The sequence below is a fragment of the Methylosinus sp. KRF6 genome (assembly GCF_018887255.1).
In the GTDB taxonomy this organism is placed as follows: Bacteria; Pseudomonadota; Alphaproteobacteria; order Rhizobiales; family Beijerinckiaceae; genus Methylosinus; species Methylosinus sporium.
Window position 1 is genome coordinate 2128734 of record NZ_JAHLJF010000001.1, and the last position, 18617, is coordinate 2147350.

Consider the following 18617-nt stretch of genomic DNA (forward strand, 5'->3'; position numbering starts at 1 on the left):
CGGGAGATTCGCGGCGTCAGCCGCCACTCTCCCGCCGCCGGCGAATGAGCCCCGCCGTCGATCCGTCGAGCCCATCGAGCGGCGCATTCTTATTCTCGACGATCGGCGCCAAACGATTGGCCAGCTCCTTGCCGAGCTCCACACCCCATTGATCGAAGGGGTTGATGTCCCAGATCGCCGATTGCACGAAAACCTTGTGCTCATAGAGCGCGACGAGACGCCCGAGCGTGCGCGGATCGAGCTTCGAATAGAGCAGCACGCTGCTCGGCCGATCGCCAGTGAACACCTTGTGCGGCGCCAGCGCCTCGACACGCGCGGCGTCCAGCCCCGCGGCGGCGAGCTGCGCTTTCGCCTCCGCGAGCGTGCGCCCGCGCATGAAGGCCTCGCTCTGCGCGAGGCAATTGGCGAAGAGCAGCGCGTGATGATGCGCGTCGGCGTCGATCGGCTCGGCGGCGATGAGGAAATCGATCGGCGTGACGTCGGTTCCCTGATGCAGTAGCTGGAAAAAAGCGTGCTGACCATTGGTTCCCGGCTCGCCGAAGACGATCGGTCCTGTCGCGAATTCCGCGACGCCGCCGTCGCGCGTCACCGATTTGCCGTTCGACTCCATGTCGAGCTGTTGCAGATAGGCGGGAAAACGCGCGAGGCGCTGATCATAGGGAATGATCGCCTGCGCCGCCCTGCCCTCGACGTCGCGGTGAAACACGCCGATCAGCCCCATCAGCGCCGGTATGTTGTGCTCGAGCGGCGCGCTGCGGAAATGCGCGTCCATGTCGGAGCCGCCGCGTAGAAATTCCGTGAAATTCTCCGGGCCGATGGCGATGACGAGCGAGAGGCTGATGGCCGACCAGATGGAATAGCGACCGCCGACCCAATCCCAAAAGCCGAAGACGTGCGACGGATCGACGCCGAATTCTGCGACCTTGTCGAGCCGCGTCGACACGGCGGCGAAATGCGCCGCCACCGCAGCCTCCCCCAATTTCTCCACGATGAAAGCGCGCGCCAGAGCGGCGTTTGCCATCGTCTCCTGTGTCGTGAATGTCTTGGAGGAGACGACGAACAATGTGCGCGCCGGATCGAGGCCGGCGAGCGTATCCGCCATATCGGCGCCGTCGACATTGGAGACGAAATGCGCGCGCGGTCCTTTGGCGAAAGGCGAGAGCGCTCGCACGGCCATGGCAGGGCCGAGATCGGAGCCGCCGATGCCGATATTGACGATATCGGTGAAGGGCGCGCCTTCGGCGCCGCGCAATTCGCCCGAGCGCAGCGCGCGCGCAAAGGCGTAGACTTTCTCGCGCTCCGCCTCGATCGCGCCGCGCATATTCTCGCCGCCGACGATCAGCGGGCGATCCGAGAGATCGCGCAGCGCCCAATGGGCGGCGGCGCGGCCCTCGGTGAGATTGATGGGCGCGCCGGAAAACAGCGCCGCGCGCGCGCCTTCGAGATCGGCGGCGCGGGCGAGCGCGACGAGAAGACGCAAAGTCTCGCCATCGATGCGATGCTTGGAGAAATCGAAAAGGAAATCGTCGAGCGCCACAGAAAATTTCGCGAAACGATCGGCATCGGCGGCGAACAGATCGAGCGTGCGCGCGGCGCGCAAAATCCGCGCCCGCTCCTGCAGCGCCGCCATCGCTTCGAGAACGCGCGGACGGGACATGGGTTTCCTCCCGGAACGACGGCGACGCTCGCGGCGCGCCGCTTCGTTATTGTCTTCTCGGCCTTCCGCCGGAACGCGCGCCTTTGCGGCGCAACATGCTCTCGACGCACGCAATTGCGCGAATCAATTCGCCGCCCGACCTCGGCAACCATATACGCCTGTTGCTTTCTGACTGTATTATGACACTTACATGTGTGATTTATATCGTTCAGATGACAAACGGAGGAGCCTCGGTGCGGCAAATTCCTTTCCTGGACGTGCGGGACGGCGGGCCGATCGCCCATGCGACGGCGCGCATCGCTGCGGCCGAGGCGCTGCGCGACGCCTGCCTCGCACCCATGCCGCGCTGGGGCCATGTCTGTCTCGCGCCGCTCGATCGGCTGGCGCGATCCTGGCTGCAGAAATCCGCCTCCCGTTATTTCGAGGATTTGGAGCGCATCGCCGAGATATTGGGGTTCCATGGCGCGGCCACTCTCAACATGTCCTATCTCTTCGCCTGCACCACCCGAGCCTTCGTCGGGCCGGACGGCGCGCCCATGATCCGGCGCTCGCTCGACTGGCCCTTTCGCGGGCTCGGCCGCGGCGTCGAGATCGCCTGGGCCGCCGGGACGGCGGGCGGCTTCTACAATGTGACTTGGCCGGGAGCGGTCGGCGTTCTCACTGCAATGGCGCCGGGCCGCTTCTCGGCCGTGATCAATCAGGCGCCGATGCGCCGCCGCATCGACGGCCTCGCCGCCTTCCCTTACGATTTCGCGCTCAATCTCGCCAATGCGCTGAAATGTGAGACCGGCTGGCCGCCGGATCATCTCCTGCGCTACGCCTTCGAGACTTGCGCGACATTCGAGGAGGCGGTCGCTCTGCTGGCGCGCGAGCCGCTGGCGCGGCCGGTGCTGTTCACGCTGACCGGAACGAAGCCGCAGGAGATCGCGCTGATCGAGCGGACCGAACGCGACGCCAATGTGCTGCGCGGCCCGGTCATCGTCGCCAATGATTGGCAGCAGCCGCGCCCCGGCTGGCGCGGTCGCATGGGGCCGGAAAACAACGAGGCCCGTCGCGCGCTGATGCGGCGAACCCCGGCCGACGCCGCACCCTTCGCCTGGGCGATCCCGCCCGTGCTCAATCATACGACCCGCCTCGTCGTCGAGATGACCTCCGCCCGCGCGGATGGCCTCGCCGCGCGCGGCTATGAATGCGCGCCCTGGCGGAGCCTGCCGGAGCCGGCGACGGCGGACTTCCGCCTCGGCGACGGCACAGCCGCCCTCGCCGCATGATTGCTTGCACCGCGTGATTATTTCGGCGCCGCCGCGCGCCTCAGCCGATCATTGATCGCCTCGCCGAGCCCATGCGCCGGAATCGGCGCCACAGCGACGGCGCGCGCCCCGCCCGCGTCCAGCTCACGCAGATAGAGGAAGAGATTGGCCGCCGCCTCGGCGAGATCGGCGGATGGGGACAAATCCAAGATCGGCCCCTCCCCGCCCCGCTCGGCGAGGCGGCCGCCGAAATCGAGCCCGGCCTCGCCCGCGCGCAGCTCTTCGGCCTCCAGCCGCAGCCGCGCCATTGGCGCATAATGGGAGGCGGTCATCCCCGGCGCGACGACCGCCGCCGCGCCGCCCTCGCCCTCCAGCGGCGCGCCCAAGACCTGCTCCAGCGCCTCCCGCGCCAAGGCGCCCGGCCGCAGCAGCCGCGGCCGCGCGCCGAGAAAGGCCACGATCGTCGATTCGACGCCTTTGTCCGCGCGCCCGCCGTCGATGACGAGATCGACCCTCGGCCCGATATCCCCCAGCACATGCGCCGCCGTCACCGGGCTGACATGGCCCGAGCGATTGGCCGAAGGCGCGGCAATGGGCCGCCCCGCCGCCAGAATCAGCGCCAGCGCCACCGGCGCCGAGGGAGCCCGCAGAGCGACGCTCTCGAGGCCGGCGCGGGCGAGCTCGCAGACCGAGCCGCCCGCCGCCCGCGGCGCCACCAAGGTCAGCGGCCCCGGCCAAAAGGCCTCGGCGAGCCGTAGCGCCGCCGGCGACAGCTCCGCCTCCCGCCGTGCGGCGTCGATGTCGGCGACATGGGCGATGAGCGGATTGAAGCTCGGCCGTCCCTTGGCGGCGTAGATTTTCGCCACCGCCTCCGCCGAAGTCGCATCCGCGCCGAGCCCATAGACCGTCTCGGTCGGGAAAGCGACGAGCCCTCCCTCCCGCAAAATTCGCCCGCCTCTCTCGATCGCCTCCTCGCCCGCCGGCGCGCACCGCGCCGCGCCATCATCGCCGCGCGTCATCGCGTCCCGCCATAGGGGGGCGCCGGAATGGCGATATGCGCCGCCCGCAGCGCCCGCGACCAGCTCTCGCGCAAATCCCGGAAATAGGGATCAGAGCCGTCTATGCGGGTCGAGACGTCGGTGCGCAGCGCATCCCGACGCAAAAGCGCGATATCGACCGGCAGGCCCACGGAGAGATTGGAGCGAATCGTCGAATCCATCGAGATGAGCCCGATCTTGAGAGCGTCGAGCACGTCGGTGTCGAAAGAGACAGCACGGTCGAGGATCGGCTTGCCGTATTTGTGCTCGCCGATCTGCAGATAGGGCGTATCCTGCGTGCATTCGATGAAATTGCCGGCCGTATAGACCATGAACAGCCGCAGCGGACCGGAGCCGATCTGCCCGCCGAACAGCAGTGACACGTCGAAGCTGACGCCGGAATCCTCCGCCCCCTCCCCCGCCATGGCGTGCGAGCGCCGCACCGCGCGGCCGACGAGTTGCGCCGCCTCCAACATGCCGGGCGCGTCGACGAGCCGCTCGATCTCGTGCGTCTCGGGGTTTTCGAGCCCCTCGGCGAGCAGAGTGACGGCGCCTTGGGTGACGGAGAGATTGCCCGCGGTGGCGAGCATCATGACGCGCTCGCCCGGCTGCTCGAAGACGTGGAGCTTGCGGAAGGTCGAGATATTGTCGAGCCCCGCATTGGTGCGGGTGTCGGCGATCATGACGAGGCCGCCGCGCACGAGAATGCCACAACAATAGGTCATCGCCGCTCCGATAGCTACCGCCCGGTTCCGACGCCGGGCGCGTCCGGAGGGCGGGCGGGCGCAACTTAGCGCATCGCAAAGGATTTGACCGCGCGAAATTCGGCGAGCGCCCAATTTTCGATCGGGCGTTGCGGCGCGGCGCGAATCCGCTATAGGAACACTATCCCCGGCCGAAACGGCGGCTGGGCCGGTAGCTCAATGGTTAGAGCCGGCCGCTCATAACGGTCTGGTTGCAGGTTCGAGTCCTGCCCGGCCCACCAGGGAGGCCCGCCGAGCGCGTAAGTCGTTGAAAATCAATTTGCAGATGCCGTCGCCCAGCTCTTGCGCCTGCAAGAACTGCATAACATAATGCAGCACATGGACGACGAAATGCCCTTTGCGTCCCATATTGTGAAACGCGGCCGCATGTACCAATACGTGCGTCGTGTCCCGGAGGATATTGCCGACCGCTTCCCCTACTCCCGCATCCAGCGCTCCCTCCGCACGCCGGAAAAAGCCCGCGCCTTCGAGGCCGCGGCGAGGGTGCACGCCGAGGTCGAGCAGCAGTTCGCCCACGCCCGCCGCAACAAGGGCGCGACCCTCGATCTCACGCCCGTCGACGATTGGGAGTGGCCCGATTGGCGCCTCCTCGCCGACTGGTTCAAGGCGATTCTCATCGAGGACGATTGGCAGGCTCGCTCGAGGCAGCTTCCGGGCGCCGCCTTCGACACGGGCGTCACGCGCAGCCTCTTTTGGCGCGACAGCACGGTGGCGCAAGCCCATCTCGATCTACGGGCGACTCTTCGCGAGATGACGATCAGCCGTTATGCGGAAGAGCGCATCGGCTACGTCCAGAGCATCGTCCGCCGCCTGGGCGTCCCCGTGTCGAAATCCTCCCCCTATTTCGAGCGCTTCATGGGTGCGTGTCTGCGCGCGGAACTCGAATATCTCACGATCTTTTTCGATCGCGAGGGCGGCCGGATGGAGGAAGCGCCCCACCCCGACACCATCAAAGGCAAGTGGCGAAAGGCGGCGGAGCAGCTCCGCGAGCAACGCGCCATCTCGCTCGGCATCGACATCACGAAAACCAAGAAGGCCGGCAAAACGCTGACCGACTGTTTCGAGCAATGGAAGCGCGATCGTCAGCAGGCCAATAAGAAAACCACCCGCCATGGAGCCGACGAGAAAGAGCTCGCGATCGAGGATTTCCAGAAGCACGCTCGCGTGCGGGACATCGGCGAGATCACGCGTGCGCACATCATCGCCTTCCGCGACCACCTTTTCACGACGGGCCTGAAGACGCCGACCGTGAACAAACGCGTCGGCCAGATCACGACGCTGCTCGCGACGGCGCAAAGAGCGGGATGGATCGATACGGCCATCACAGGCGGCATCTATATCGAGATCCCCGCAGGCACGAACGAGCGCGAGCCCTTCGATAGAGCAGAGCTGGACGTCGTCTTCGGCCAAGACGTGTTTCGGAAAGGAGTCCGCTCGGAAAACCCCAAGGCTGGCGGCGAGCTGGAGTTCTGGATACCTCTCGTTTCGCTCACCAGCGGCCTCATCTCGTCCGAGATCATCCAGCTCGGACCGGACACGGTCGTCCCCCACCCCGACCACCCGGAGATCATCTGCTTCGAAGTCTCGAATGCAGGCGGCCGATCGATCAAGGCCCATGCGCGGAAGCGCTATGTGCCGGTGCGGAAAGAGCTGCTGGATGATGGCGGCTTCCTGGCGCTCGTCGAGAACGCTCGCCAAAAGGGATGGAAGACCTTGTGGGCTGCCGCCGAGCAGAAGGCGAGCGTCACCTCCGTCTCGAACATGTTTTCCTCGTTCTGGAGTGATCGCCTTCGTAACGAGCTGTCGATCAAGGACCCACTGAAAACCCTCTACTCGCTGAGGCATAATTTCCGCGACGCGCTCTCCGCGGCCGGCGCCACCCAAGATGAGAAGAACCAGCTCATGGGGCACGCGGAGGCCGGGACAGGTAAGAAATATGGAACGAAGAAGAAGCCGCGCGTGGTAGATATAGTGAGGCTGAATGAATTGATCCAATCCATGAAGTTGCCGTTACTCGACCGCATCGAATGGCCGTCGCCGTAGCAAGCAGAATCTGATAGCAACCAACCAGCCAGTGTCCTTCGGCTAAAGCTCCTCCCGCCCCAGCCAGAATTCCGCAAATCGTTGGAATCGCTTGAAAATCGCCTCAGCTGGGGCGCGTTTCCACATCCGTGTGACACATGGCTGGTACACCACGGAGATTTTCGTGCCCGCCATACCCCATGTCGTGCGTCGCGGAGCGTTCTATTATTGGCGGCGGCGACTGCCATCGGCGCTTGCCGAATCGAGAAATTCTGCGACGCTGATTCTCGGCCTGCGCACCAGCAACCCCGGGAGAGCGCGCTACCTCGCCGGCCAGATTTCCGCGCTCGCCGATCGTTGTTTTTTTCCGGCCGCCATGACCAGTCGCCTCTCACAGCAGCAAATTCAGAAGGTGTTCCGCATCGTCTTCACGCAGCACCTCGACAAGCTCGAGGCCGTGGCGGCGCGCGAACGCACGGAGAACGATTTCGATCCCGAGAAGAGCCGCCGCAGCGAGCGCGTGATGGGGCACGTCTATCGCCTGCTCGAGACGCGCGGACGCGCCGCCGCCGTCGACGAACGCGCCGCCGCGCAAATGGCGGCGCAGGGAATGGCGCAGGACGAGATCGCCGAGACCGCCTTCATGCTCGATCTCATGCAGCGCCAGAACGTCGCCGCCGAAAAGAAGGAGCGGCTCGCGACGCTCGTCGAGGAGGTCGGCGGGGAGCCCAATCCGATGAATCTCGCGCTCGCCCAGGAGACGGTCTACCGGGCTTTCGCCGAGGCGAATTTTCAGTCGGAGCGCCGGCATGACGGCGTGCGCGTCGAGATCGAGAAGACCATCGCCGACATTCTGAAGGATCACGCCGAGGCGCCGCGCGACTCGGTCGATCACGCCGAGACGATACTCGTCGTTGCGACCCTCGCCTCATCCCAGATCGTCGCCCCTCGGGAAGCCGCCGAGGAGACGGCCAAAGGCGCCCGAAACGAACATGCGCCGCCGCCGGCCGTCCCCGCTCCAACGCCCGCGGACCCCGCGCCCATACCGAGTCCCGCAAAGGCGGCGAGAACGAAGACGCCGACACTCGACGAGCATCCATTCGTCGTGTTCGCCGAGGGTGTCATCAAGAAGAATGCGGACGCCAAGGCTTGGGATACGAAAACGCAGCGTCAGGTGCGTCAGATTTCACGACTTTTCGCGAGGCTCCTCCTCGAGCAGGGCGTCGTCGAGTTCGAAGACATCCACCAGAAGCACCTGGGCGATCTCGACGACCTCTTCGGCGCTGTCGCCAAGAGCTACGGCCGCAGCCCGCGAGACAATCACCGGACGCTCGACCAGCTTCGCGCGATCGGCGCGGCCAAGCCGCCATCGGAGCGCGGCTTGGTCGCCGGAACCGTCAATCGGCATTTTTCATTTCTGGGCCAGATCCTCGCCCATATTCGAAGCCGCGGCCACAAGCTCGACCGGGACATCGACATGACGCTGATGCGTCGCAAGTCCACGGAACGCGGGCGCGCGAAGCGCGGACTCTTGACCAAAGCCGACGCCGCCGCCATCTTCCGCCTCGCCTTCTTTACCGGCTGCGCCGGTTGGAAAGACGACGAGGTCTTGATCCCAGGCCCGCACGTCTTCCACCGCGCGCTGTATTTCGCGACGCTCATGCTCCACTACACCGGAGCGCGGCGCGAGGAAATCTGCGGCCTCTCCGTCCACGACGTGGCCTCCGTCGACGCGGTGATCGACGGCGAGATACAACGCCTCCACTATATAAAGATCGGAACGAGCGAAATTCGGCGCATCAAGAATCTGTATTCCGAGCGCTCGGTCGTCCTGCACCCGGAGCTCATCCGCCTCGGCTTTCTCGACTATGTCGCGGCCGTGAGAGCGCTCGGCTATGAGATGGTCTTCCCCGATCTCAAATCGCCGACATCCTCGTCCCCTCTGGGCGATCGGCTCTACGACGAGCTGATCGACGGGCTGCACCAAGCCATTCCCGACGCCAAGGAGCGCAAGAAAGTCATCCATTCGATGCGCAAGTCTTTCGGCAATTCATTGAAGCAGGAGGGGATTCATAGCGAGATTCGGAGCGACATCATGGGGCATTCGGGCGCCACCCCGACCGAGGAAATCTACTGCGACGCGATCGCGCTCGCCGACATGCTGCCGAGCATCATGAAGATTCCGATCGTGACGACGCATCTACAGCCGCAGCCGATCCGCCTGTTGCCTTGGGTGGAGGCAAAACTGCCGCCGCCGTTCTCGCGGAAGCGGAAGGAGGCGGATGGCGCGGGTCCGGGACGCAGGCGGACGAGAAAAATAAAGGGCGAACCGGACCGCTGTTGACCCCAAGCGGCCATTCGATATCGACAAGAATTTCGTGCAGACTCCTCAAGGATCAGACGTGTTCGAGGTCAAACAGTGTCCGCGTCACGGCTTTCCGATTTGGTTACGTTGCGTTTTCAAGGCGATCTAATTCGCATACCTCCCTTCGCTCGTCAGACTTTTGGGATTATGCAGCTTCCAACAGGATATTGGCGTAGGTTGGCGTCGGTCCTCCGAGATCGAGAGCTTCCCCATGTGAAGTAAAAAAGAGCAGATCTTTGAAGTGGGTCAAAATTGCGCTCGGCGCGCCAGCGCAAGGGCTTAATTTGAGATAAGCCCCATCCAGCTGCAATTTCATCTTCGCGACCTCGACACCGTTCAAGCGCACAACATAGTCCTTGAGATACGAACGCAGGGCTTCGCGAATGCCTTCTGGAATGGGTTCGCCGCTGTCGCGCAGCCATACGCTGCCGTCGCCCACGCTGACGACATTTGGTGGCCTTCCCCCGGTGCCAGCCGAGAAGCTCAGCTTCCAGCCTTCAGCCGCAGGTCCCCGATCGAGCCAAACCGAGGCGGGCGACAGAATTGTCAGTGGTAAAGACCTCGGCTTTTGCTCCTGAAATTGGGAATAGAGGCGCGCCTTGAAGGTCCCGCCTTCGACATAAAATTCAAGAGCGCTGGCACGGCCTATATAAACGCCCGCGTATCGCGCGAGAATCCCGACATCGACATCGGCCGGTCTCGGCGTCGGTGGGGCATGAGGCGCAGCGCCCGCCAAACGCTCGAGCAACTCGGATCGGTAAGAGTTTACTGCATCCACGACGCCTAGCGCCGCGGAAATATTCGCCGCCGCAACACCATTTGTCAGTAGTACGACGCCGACGCCATGGTCGGGAAGCCAGTAGAGATGCGTGAGAAAGCCAAATCCGCCGCCGCCGTGTCCGAGCGTGTAATTTCCACGCCGCGTGAAAGCGCTGAGGCCGAGTCCATAACCGAATTCTTGGCCAGACGCGGGAAACGGAGGCTGCGCCATCAACTTCGCGGTATCCGAACGGATGAGAGTTCCACGTAAATGCGCTTGCAGAAATTTGGCGGCGTCCTCGACGCTCGTGTAGACACCGCCGGCAGCGTCCATCGGCACTTTTACGGGTAGGTCGACAATAAAAGAATCATGCCCCACGGCGCGGTCGGCGTCGGGAATGATCCGCGAGAAATCGACGGACGTGCGTTGCAAGCCGAGCGGGCGATAGAGGAGTTCGTCGAATACGCCGTCGAGCGAGGTCTTGTAACGTAGCGCTAACGCAAAGCCGGCGAGATCTACGCCGAGATTGGAGTATTCATAGCGTTCTCCAACCGGAAACCTCAGCCATGAGTCGCCGATGCTCGCCACGTGCTCGGCGAATGATTTATTTCCAACGAAGTAGTTGTTGCCGACCGGGGCCTCATGGGTGAACCCCGCCGTATGGCTGAGGAGATGGCGCAGCGTAATCTTTTTCTCGGGGTTCGATTCGTAGCGTGATCGGACGGTGAAACCCGGGATCAGCTCCGATAGAGGCTCGTCTAAGCCGACAACTCCCTGTTCGTAAGCGCGCAAAACAGCAGTCGCCGTATAGAGCTTGGAAATCGATTGGAGGCTAAAAGTCGTGTGCGGCCCGATCGGGGCGGGCAAGCCCTGCTTCTTGACCCCGAATCCCTTTAGGTAGACTTGATCTCGCGTCACTAGAGCGACCGCAATTCCAGGAATTGCATCGAGCAATTTTGGGATTTGCTCTTCGACGTAAGCGGCGGTCTGGTCAAATTGCGATCGGGCGCCTTCCACCGTAGCCGCGGCCCCCTGGAAGCTATCCAGGAGGGGCGCGAGAGCGGCCATGGATAGGACGTGATTTAGAAAAGCGCGCCTTTTGATGGACGCTAGCGGCAGACGGAAATCGAAATCAGAGAATGTCATCTTCACGATCCTGTAGGGATAAGTCTACTAGGCATGTAGGAATTTGCAACTCTGTAAATTTGCCGCCGAACACCTGGACGCCTTCGGCGAGCGCGGCAACATCACGGTCGGCGCACTCTTTAAGTCGACGGCACGAGTGCCGCACTGGGCCGACTGATCCATGCGGCAACGCGCGGGACGAGGATAAGCGCGCGATCGGCATCAATTCATGCGCTCGAGACCGGCGGACGCTGAACAGATGAGCTGTAGGAACTCCGGCCGAGGAAATCTCTCGGTCAATGTCCGGAATTGGCGCAATCTCGCCATTCGTGAACGCGAGAGGATCATCTCCATTGGCCGCGGCGCGCAAAGTTCCGCTTCGCGGAAAAGCTAACCCACATCCGTCGCACCCCAGAGCGCTCGACCGCAGGCCTGGGTTTAGCGGCTCAGCCCGTCACCAGTCGCGCCAGCGCCAGCGCCTCCCGTCTGACGTCGACCGGCGCGAGCATAGGGTCTCCGCGCTCGACGGCGACCGCCAGCGCGACCCTCTCGGCGGCCGCGATGTGCAGCCCACGAAGCGATTCGCCGGCCTCGATCACCTGTAAGGCGCGCGTGGAGAGCCCCATGCGGTCGGCCATCTCGACCTGCGTCAGGCCAAGTCGTTTCCTCAGCGCGATGAGCTCCTCATTCGTCATTGATTTTCCCCGAGGCCGGCGTATCTTCCTCAGAAGTGGGATGAGGCTTTCGCCCCACCCCACCCCTTCGGACTAGAAGGAAATGGAGAGGGCTAGTCTCCATTTCCCCCACCGAAGTGTCACCGTGAGCTTGATGCTCATTGTCACACTCCAGGTCGCCGAGCAGAAGCGCCCGACACAATTACTATACGAAAAAACGACGCGTTAGCCAATATTGATACGTCATTTTTGCGTTTTGCCGCAGATTCGTATTTCCCCTGACGCACGCCAGACCGCGCGGCCTCGGGACGCCCCCGGAGTTCCTGACATGACCGTCGACACCACTTCGCCGAGAAGCCGCGCCGCCTCGGCGATCGGCGACGCTCTCGATCTTCGCAGCGCCCCCGACGCAATCGACCGTTCCGGTCGGATCGCTGCGGTGGAACGGCCACAGCCTCGCGCGACGATCAAGCCGAAGCTGCGCGTCGTTCTGTGCGCTCCGCGAGGGTTCTGCGCCGGGGTCGTGCGCGCCATAGACACGGTGGAGGAGGCGCTACGGCGGCATGGTGCGCCGATCTATGTCCGTCACGAGATTGTTCATAATAAATATGTCGTCGCGACGTTGGAGGCCAAAGGCGTGGTTTTCGTCGAGGAGCTCGACGAGATCGCCGATCCATCGAGGCCGGTGATCTTCTCGGCGCATGGCGTTCCCAAGGCTGTCGTCGAAGAAGCCGAGGCGCGCCAGCTCTTCGCTATCGACGCGGCTTGTCCTCTGGTGACCAAGGTGCATCGGGAGGCCGAGCGGCATTTCGCGCAAGGCCGCCAGATCGTGTTGATCGGCAACGTCGGCAAGCCGGATCAAGAAGTGGTCGGCGTGCTCGGGCAATTGCCGAGCGGCGCCATCCTTCTGGTCCAAACCTTGGCAGACGTCGAGAATCTGAGGCCGAGGGACGAGGCGCGTCTCGCCTACGCCACTTCCACGACCCTGTCGGTCGACGACACACGCGCGATCGTCGAGGCGCTGACGCGGCGCTTTCCCGCAATCGTCGGACCGCCGCGCGAGGATATCTGCTATGCGACCACCAACCGGCAAGAAGCGGTCAAGCGCATCGCTCCTACCGTCGACGCCATGCTCGTGATCGGCTCCTCCAACTCATCCAACTCCAGAAGATTGAGGGAAACGGCCGAACGCGCCGGCTGCAAACTCGCCCGGCTCGTCATGCACGCGGACGACGTCGAATGGGGGATGTTGTCCTCGATCGCCTCGCTCGGGATCACGGCGGGAGCCTCGGCCCCGGAGATTCTCGTCGACGACATCATCGACGCCGTCGCGGAGCGCTTCGAGCTCCAAATCGAGACGGTGTCGACGGCGGACGAGAGCGTCTTCTTCCCCTTGCCGCGCGAGCTGCGGCCGACCGCTTAGCCTGGAAAATCATGTCGAGGCGCTCGCGGCCACCCTGCCGTCTCGCAATGCGACAGCGGCGGCTGTCGAGGATCCGGCGGCCTGGGTGCGCGAGAGCGAGCGGCTTGCGGAGCAGCACGTCTATGTCGCGCCGATCGGCGATGGAGCCGGGCCGTTCGCGCTGACTGGAGCCTACCAGACCGATGCAAAGGGGATCGCAGAGCAGCAGGTGGCGCTCGCAGGGCTCGGCTCGCGCGGTTGATCAACGGGGCATTGCGGTAGGCGTTCTGTGGCCAAGGCGACGTAGCCTTGCAAATTCCTACTCGACCCTCAACGGACCCATTCTCCCCGAACCGCCAACGGCAGGTTCCGCTGTCAGCGGACATTCGCCCTCTGGGGGAAAACGCGCGCGATCAGGCCCTTGAGGGAATGGATATCATTGCCTGAACCGGCGGAACGAGCCTATGCCTCGAGCATGACCGCTGTCACCTGGAGCGCCGTGACCGTGACGCCCTCCATGCTCGCCGATAGACGACGGGCATTATGCTCCGCCATCGCGTAAATGCCGGCCGCCTTATTTTCCCGGCTGAAAGCTCAGCTTGAAGGTCGCGCCGCCGCCGGGCGTCTCTTCGACGCAGATGCGGCCGTGGAGCTTGGCGATCAGCTCCTTGGCGATGGCGAGGCCGAGCCCCGAGCCCGGCGTCGCCTCGCTCTTGCGCCAGAAGGGTTCGAAGATCCTCTCGCGGTGGCAGGGCGCGACGCCTTCGCCATGGTCGATCACTTCCACCTCGCCTTCGGGACGCAGCCGCACGAGAACGGTTCCGCCGACCGGCTCCGCCTTCAAAGCGTTTCCGATGAGATTGGCGACGACGGATTCGATCGCGCGCCGATTACCGCGCACGATGGTCGCGCAATCCTCGCCCTCGACCGCGATACCGCGCTCCGAGCACCGCGCGAGCGGAGAATGATCGGCGACGATTTGACATACGGTCTCGGAGAGATCGACCTCCTCGTCGGTCGTCACCTGATTTTCCGAAATGCGCGCAGCGATCAGAAGCTGCTCCACCGTGGCGTGGAGACGGCTCGCGTCGCGAAGCAGATCATTCTTCAGCGGCGACGGTTCCTCGTTCTCGAGGCGCGCGCGCATGACGGCGAGCGGCGTGCGCAGCTCATGCGCCGTATTGGCGGTGAAGCGCCGCATACGCGCGACGCTGTCGTCGAGCCGCGCCAGTGCGCCGTTCATCGCTGCGATGATCGGGCGGATTTCTGTCGGCACATCCGTCGCGGCGATTCCTTGTCCCATCGTATCGAGATCGATGCGCTCGGCCGCCTTCGCCGCCCGCCGCAGCGAGCCGAGCGCCTGTCGAAGACCGAGGAATACGATGGAGCAGGACGCGATCCAGCCGACGAAGAAAGCGACCGTTTCGTAGAACTTGTCTCGGATGATGAAGTAGACGACGTCCAGCCAATGAAATCGGAATCCGCTCGCAGCGATATAGACGGGACCGTTTCGCGTCTGCTCCAAAGTCACTACGCCCCATTTTCCGGCTTCTGGACCACTCTCCGTATGAAAGCGAAAGACGCGCGCGTCGGCTTCTTTCGCGGCAACGAGCTTCGAATAGAGCTCCGGGGAGGAGCCCGGCGCCAATTCGGTCGAGCGCGCCGGCATGGCCGCGTAGCGCACATCCGCATCCTGATCCACCCTGAGCTTCAGTTTTTCGCTGGGCGTCAAACGGACCGCTCCATCCGGGGATGTCTCGAGTGAATCGGCGACCAGATCCTGAATATGAAAATAGGTGTAGATTTCCAGCATCGCGTCCGCCCCGCCGTAGCGCTCCGCGACCGACGCGAGATAGGCGACGACGGGCCAGGGAAGGAATGCGCCGACGAGTTGCGCGAAGAGCAGATAGACGATCAGCCGGGTCGTGAGCGATTGCATTTTCTTCACGGAAGCGTCTTCCTCACGCGAGCTTCTCGGCGATCATGTAGCCGACGCCGCGCGTCGTATGAATCTCGACGCCCGCGCGCTCCTCGTCGAGACGCGCGCGCAGCCGTGAGACGAGGATCGTCAGCGCCTGCGGCTGAATCTCTTCGTCGGCGCTGTAGATCTCGCTGATGAGCGTGTCGCGTCTGACGACGCGCTCCGCCCGCCGCACCAGCGCTTCGAGCAGCGTGCGTTCGCGCCGGTGCAGCAGGATCGCGCGACCCTCGACCAGAGCGGTGCGAGACTCGAGATCGAAGGAGAGAGCGCCGACCATGATCAGAGGCGAGCGAACCTCCTCGCTTCGCCGGCTGATCGCCCGGATGCGCGCCATCAGCTCGTCGAGACTGAACGGCTTGACGAGATAATCGTCGGCGCCGGCATCCAGTCCTTCGATGCGGTCGTCGAGCGTATCGAGCGCGGTCATCATCAATATGCGGCTGCCCGGCCGCTTCGCCTGTATCCATGGAAGGAGCGACAGGCCGTCGCCGTCGGGAAGCCGCCGGTCGAGCAAGGCGATCGAATAGGGCTGCGTCCCGATGAGCGCCCTGGCGTCGGACAGAGTGCCGACGGCGTCCACGGAATAGCCCGCCCGGTCGACGCGCTTGACGATCTGCGCCGCCAAGTCGGTCTGATCTTCCACCACAAGAATTCGCATGGGCGCCGCTCCCGTGTCGATCCGAATGAGGTTCGGCGGAGAGCCTAGACTCGAAGAATGCATGTGGCAAATCTGCAACATCGCGACCTTTTCCGCCGGCGCGCCCTCCCGAAAGATTTCTGAAATATAGGATCGTCCAAGAGTCTGCGCGGATGACGCGCTCGCTCGAGAGCGCGGTGCGAGGAGCGGCTGATGCGGCGCGGCGGCCAAAGGGGAGTTTGCGTCACGACATGGCTCGCCCATGTCGCGGCCTGCCTCCTTCTGCTTTCGATCGCCAGCGGCGGGCTTCTCGTCGAGAGAGCCGAATTCGCCACGAAAGGGGCGGGCTTCGACCTCGCGACGCGAAACGAGCTCTGCTCGGCTCGAACGAGCGACGGCGCGCCCGCCGGACCCGCGAAGCATCATCGCAATTGCGCCTTCTGTCTCGGCTGTGATCGCGGCGACGCTCCGACCCTGGCCCTGGGAGAGGCAGCCGTCGCCATCTTCCCCACGCAGGCGACATCCGGCCGCCTTCGCGAACCACGTCCCACAGGCCCCTCGAGATGGGCGCGACCCTGGTCGTCCCGCGCGCCGCCGCGCGCCTGACCCGCCAGCAAGCGCGAGGCCGTCCGGCCTCTCGACCATCCGTTTCAGACGACGCTCGGCGTCGCACAACCAGGGGTCTCACATGTTTCGCTCGGCACTGCTGCGCGGCGCTTCCGCCGGCGCGCTCGCTCTCGTCCTTTCATCCTCTCTCGCGCTGGCGCAGGACGCGCTGCCGACCATCGACATCGCCGGCGAGGCGCCCGCGCGCGCCAAAAGCGGAGAGAAATCGGCCTCGAGCCAGAATGGCGCGGGACTGGGCGGGCGCTTCACCGGCTACACGGTCGACATGGACACGGCGACCGTTTCTGGAAAGGATCGGACGTCGATCCTGAAGACGCCATTCAACATCCAGGTCGTGCCGCGCCAGGCGATGGATGACCAGCAGGCGATCTCGGTCAAGGACGCGATCGTCGGCAATGTCAGCAGCGTCCGCCCGGCCAGCGGCAATTTCGGCAGCAACTATCAACAGTTTCTGATCCGGGGCATCGACAATACGAACGTCTACCGGAACAATCTGAGACAATATCTGAACACCAGCCTGGAAACAGAAAATCTCCAGTCGATCGAAGTATTGAAAGGGCCTGCGGCGATGCTCTTCGGGAGGCTGGAGCCGGGCGGCGTCGTGAATCTGGTTGTCAAGCGACCGCTCGAGACGCCCTATGTCTCTGTTCAGGAGCAGTTCGGATCGTGGAACACGACCAGAACGACGGTCGACGCCACCGGGCCGCTCACGGAAGACAAGACCTGGCTCTACAGGGTCAATCTCGAATTTTCCCGCAACGACCACATTCAAAAATATCGCACCGACCAGAATGCTTTCGTCGGGCCGACGATCACCTATCATCCGATCGAGCAGTTCCGATTCAATCTCGATCTCGAATATCAGAACCACATATTCGGTCCCGACCGCCCGATCCCGGCCGTGGGGACGAGGCCGGCTTCGCTTGCGAGGAGCTTCACCCCCTCCAATCCGGGGCTCGAGCTGGCCAATCCGTCGCGCGAGGAACGCCGCAGCTTCGGCTATGACTGGACCTATGATATTTCCGACGATTGGCATGTGACCAACCGCTTCTATTATACGAATGCGCTGCTGACGCTTCGGCAAATCGGTATTTCCGCTCTCAACGAGACGACCGGGGTCGCGACCCGGAACGTCTACGACAATGGCGACCGCGTCCTGACCACGCTCTCCACCAATCTCGACGTGAACGGCAAATTTTCGATCGGCCCATTCGACAACGCCGTCCTATTGGGCGCCGACTACTATGACTTTCATCAACGTGGGTCGAATTTCTCAGGAGCGTCTCCTTTCGCTCCGCAGATCAACATCTATTACCCCATCGAGCCGCTGCAATATTATGTGAAGCTGCCGGACAATAATTTCTTCAAGACCGTCTTCGTCTGGAAAGGCGTCTATGGGCAGGACGTCATCTCCTTTTTCGACGACAAGGTGCATGTGCTGCTGGGAGGGCGCTACGACTGGGCCGAGAACGGGACCGGAAATAGCGCGATTTCCGACGAAGAGGCGCGCGGAGTCTATAATCCCGCGACGTCGCGAGGATTTCGCACCGCCTATGACGAGGCGTTCAGCCCGCGTGTGGGCCTGCTGATCCAACCCCTGCCCTGGCTCTCCTTCTATGGCAATTTCAGTCGTTCCTTCGGCGCGACGAATGCGCTCCCTGTTCCAGGGCAGCCGCTGTTCGCGCCGCAGATCGGCACGCAATTCGAAGGCGGCGTCAAGGCGGCGGTCTTGGATGGCGCGCTGACGGCGACCTTAGCCTATTACGATATCACGAAATCCAATATCACCGTCTCTGTTCCCGGCACGCCCTATGCGGTTCCGATCGGCACGGTCCGCAGCGAAGGCTTCGAATTCGACCTCGCCGGCCGTCTCGACGAGCATTGGAGCGTGATCGCGAATTACAGTCACGACGAGGCGCGCATCACCAAGGACAGCACGGCGACCGGCGGTTCCGGAACCACCGGCAATCGGATGACGAATGTGCCGCGCAACGCCGGAAATCTCTGGCTCAAATATGACGCCGACGGCGAATTCGAAGGTTTCAGCCTCGGCGGCGGGTTCAATTACGTCGGTCATCGACAAGGCGACGCGCAGAATAGCTTTCAGCTTCCCGCCTACACGCTCGTGAACGCGATGGTCATGTATCGTTTCCAGCCGAGCGCGCTGCCTTGGGTGAAGAATCTGACGGCGCAGGTCAACGTCCGGAATCTTCTCGACACGACCTATTTCCCGAACTCCGCCGGACGGCTATTCACATATCCCGGCGACGGACGTACGATCCTCGGATCGTTGCGTGTGGAATTCTAGAAAACGAG

General features: G+C 63.5%; 13 protein-coding genes, 1 tRNA gene and 1 pseudogene. 8 read left to right on the forward strand and 7 right to left on the reverse strand.

The window, feature by feature from the left end; genetic code table 11:
* Positions 1–16 precede the first annotated feature (16 nt).
* Positions 17–1657: a glucose-6-phosphate isomerase gene (gene pgi / locus KP010_RS10265; protein WP_216280839.1), complete on the reverse strand. Its 1641-nt coding sequence runs from the start codon at positions 1655–1657 to the stop codon at positions 17–19.
* A gap of 233 nt (positions 1658–1890) precedes the next feature.
* On the opposite strand from pgi, the gene KP010_RS10270 reads away from it, so the two are divergent.
* Positions 1891–2928, forward strand: a complete 1038-nt coding sequence (locus KP010_RS10270; RefSeq protein WP_185966375.1) for a hypothetical protein — start codon at positions 1891–1893, stop codon at positions 2926–2928.
* Between the two features lie 17 nt (positions 2929–2945).
* Here KP010_RS10270 and KP010_RS10275 read toward each other — a convergent pair whose 3' ends face one another.
* Complete coding sequence (locus KP010_RS10275; RefSeq protein ID WP_142861455.1) at positions 2946–3926, reverse strand: L-threonylcarbamoyladenylate synthase; 981 nt, start codon at positions 3924–3926, stop codon at positions 2946–2948.
* Positions 3923–4669 carry a peptidase gene (locus KP010_RS10280; protein WP_142861456.1) on the reverse strand — a complete coding sequence of 249 codons (747 nt, stop codon included), beginning with the start codon at positions 4667–4669 and terminating at the stop codon, positions 3923–3925. The genes KP010_RS10275 and KP010_RS10280 overlap by 4 nt, the downstream gene beginning before the upstream one ends.
* Before the next feature lie 184 nt (positions 4670–4853).
* On the opposite strand from KP010_RS10280, the gene KP010_RS10285 reads away from it, so the two are divergent.
* The 4 genes and pseudogenes from KP010_RS10285 (at position 4854) to KP010_RS10295 (ending at position 9074) form a co-directional block, all read left to right on the forward strand.
* Positions 4854–4929: transfer RNA gene (locus tag KP010_RS10285), tRNA-Ile, on the forward strand.
* A gap of 109 nt (positions 4930–5038) precedes the next feature.
* A pseudogene (locus KP010_RS23295) lies at positions 5039–5221 on the forward strand (DUF6538 domain-containing protein); the annotation flags it as partial.
* 237 nt (positions 5222–5458) lie between these two features.
* Positions 5459–6751 (forward strand): phage integrase SAM-like domain-containing protein, encoded by a 1293-nt coding sequence (locus KP010_RS10290; RefSeq protein WP_216280840.1) that lies wholly within the window; start codon positions 5459–5461, stop codon positions 6749–6751.
* A gap of 91 nt (positions 6752–6842) precedes the next feature.
* Positions 6843–9074, forward strand: coding sequence for a DUF6538 domain-containing protein (locus KP010_RS10295; RefSeq protein WP_216280841.1), 2232 nt, complete (start codon positions 6843–6845; stop codon positions 9072–9074).
* A 166-nt stretch (positions 9075–9240) separates the two neighbouring features.
* On the opposite strand, the gene KP010_RS10300 is transcribed toward KP010_RS10295, so the two are convergent.
* Together KP010_RS10300 and KP010_RS10305 are read right to left on the reverse strand one after the other, a co-directional pair.
* Positions 9241–11001, reverse strand: a complete 1761-nt coding sequence (locus KP010_RS10300) for a serine hydrolase (RefSeq protein WP_216280842.1) — start codon at positions 10999–11001, stop codon at positions 9241–9243.
* Positions 11002–11426: 425 nt separating this feature from the next.
* The gene (locus KP010_RS10305) at positions 11427–11675 is read right to left on the reverse strand and encodes a helix-turn-helix transcriptional regulator (protein WP_142863971.1); all 249 of its coding nucleotides are present in this window, start codon (positions 11673–11675) and stop codon (positions 11427–11429) included.
* Between the two features lie 307 nt (positions 11676–11982).
* Here KP010_RS10305 and ispH point away from each other — a divergent pair, with 307 nt between their 5' ends.
* Positions 11983–13077 carry a 4-hydroxy-3-methylbut-2-enyl diphosphate reductase gene (gene ispH, locus KP010_RS10310; protein WP_216280843.1) on the forward strand — a complete coding sequence of 365 codons (1095 nt, stop codon included), beginning with the start codon at positions 11983–11985 and terminating at the stop codon, positions 13075–13077.
* 85 nt (positions 13078–13162) lie between these two features.
* On the forward strand, positions 13163–13318 hold the full coding sequence (locus tag KP010_RS22755; RefSeq protein WP_246659952.1) for a hypothetical protein: 156 nt from the start codon (positions 13163–13165) through the stop codon (positions 13316–13318).
* Between the two features lie 312 nt (positions 13319–13630).
* Here KP010_RS22755 and KP010_RS10320 read toward each other — a convergent pair whose 3' ends face one another.
* Positions 13631–14995, reverse strand: coding sequence for a HAMP domain-containing sensor histidine kinase (locus KP010_RS10320; protein ID WP_246659955.1), 1365 nt, complete (start codon positions 14993–14995; stop codon positions 13631–13633).
* 22 nt (positions 14996–15017) lie between these two features.
* Positions 15018–15695 carry a response regulator transcription factor gene (locus KP010_RS10325; RefSeq protein ID WP_216280844.1) on the reverse strand — a complete coding sequence of 226 codons (678 nt, stop codon included), beginning with the start codon at positions 15693–15695 and terminating at the stop codon, positions 15018–15020.
* A gap of 667 nt (positions 15696–16362) precedes the next feature.
* On the opposite strand from KP010_RS10325, the gene KP010_RS10330 reads away from it, so the two are divergent.
* Entirely contained in the window at positions 16363–18609 is a 2247-nt protein-coding gene (locus KP010_RS10330) for a TonB-dependent siderophore receptor (RefSeq protein WP_216280845.1), read from the forward strand.
* Positions 18610–18617: the final 8 nt, after the last annotated feature.

Coding starts and splice junctions, on each gene's coding strand:
- pgi (WP_216280839.1), bottom strand. CDS start 1,657: ATGTCCCGTCCGCGCGTTCTCGAAGCGATGGCGGCGCTGCAGGAGCGG.
- KP010_RS10275 (WP_142861455.1), bottom strand. CDS start 3,926: ATGACGCGCGGCGATGATGGCGCGGCGCGGTGCGCGCCGGCGGGCGAG.
- KP010_RS10280 (WP_142861456.1), bottom strand. CDS start 4,669: ATGACCTATTGTTGTGGCATTCTCGTGCGCGGCGGCCTCGTCATGATC.
- KP010_RS10290 (WP_216280840.1), top strand. CDS start 5,459: ATGACGATCAGCCGTTATGCGGAAGAGCGCATCGGCTACGTCCAGAGC.
- KP010_RS10300 (WP_216280842.1), bottom strand. CDS start 11,001: ATGACATTCTCTGATTTCGATTTCCGTCTGCCGCTAGCGTCCATCAAA.
- KP010_RS10305 (WP_142863971.1), bottom strand. CDS start 11,675: ATGACGAATGAGGAGCTCATCGCGCTGAGGAAACGACTTGGCCTGACG.
- ispH (WP_216280843.1), top strand. CDS start 11,983: ATGACCGTCGACACCACTTCGCCGAGAAGCCGCGCCGCCTCGGCGATC.
- KP010_RS10320 (WP_246659955.1), bottom strand. CDS start 14,995: ATGCAATCGCTCACGACCCGGCTGATCGTCTATCTGCTCTTCGCGCAA.
- KP010_RS10325 (WP_216280844.1), bottom strand. CDS start 15,695: ATGCGAATTCTTGTGGTGGAAGATCAGACCGACTTGGCGGCGCAGATC.
- KP010_RS10330 (WP_216280845.1), top strand. CDS start 16,363: ATGTTTCGCTCGGCACTGCTGCGCGGCGCTTCCGCCGGCGCGCTCGCT.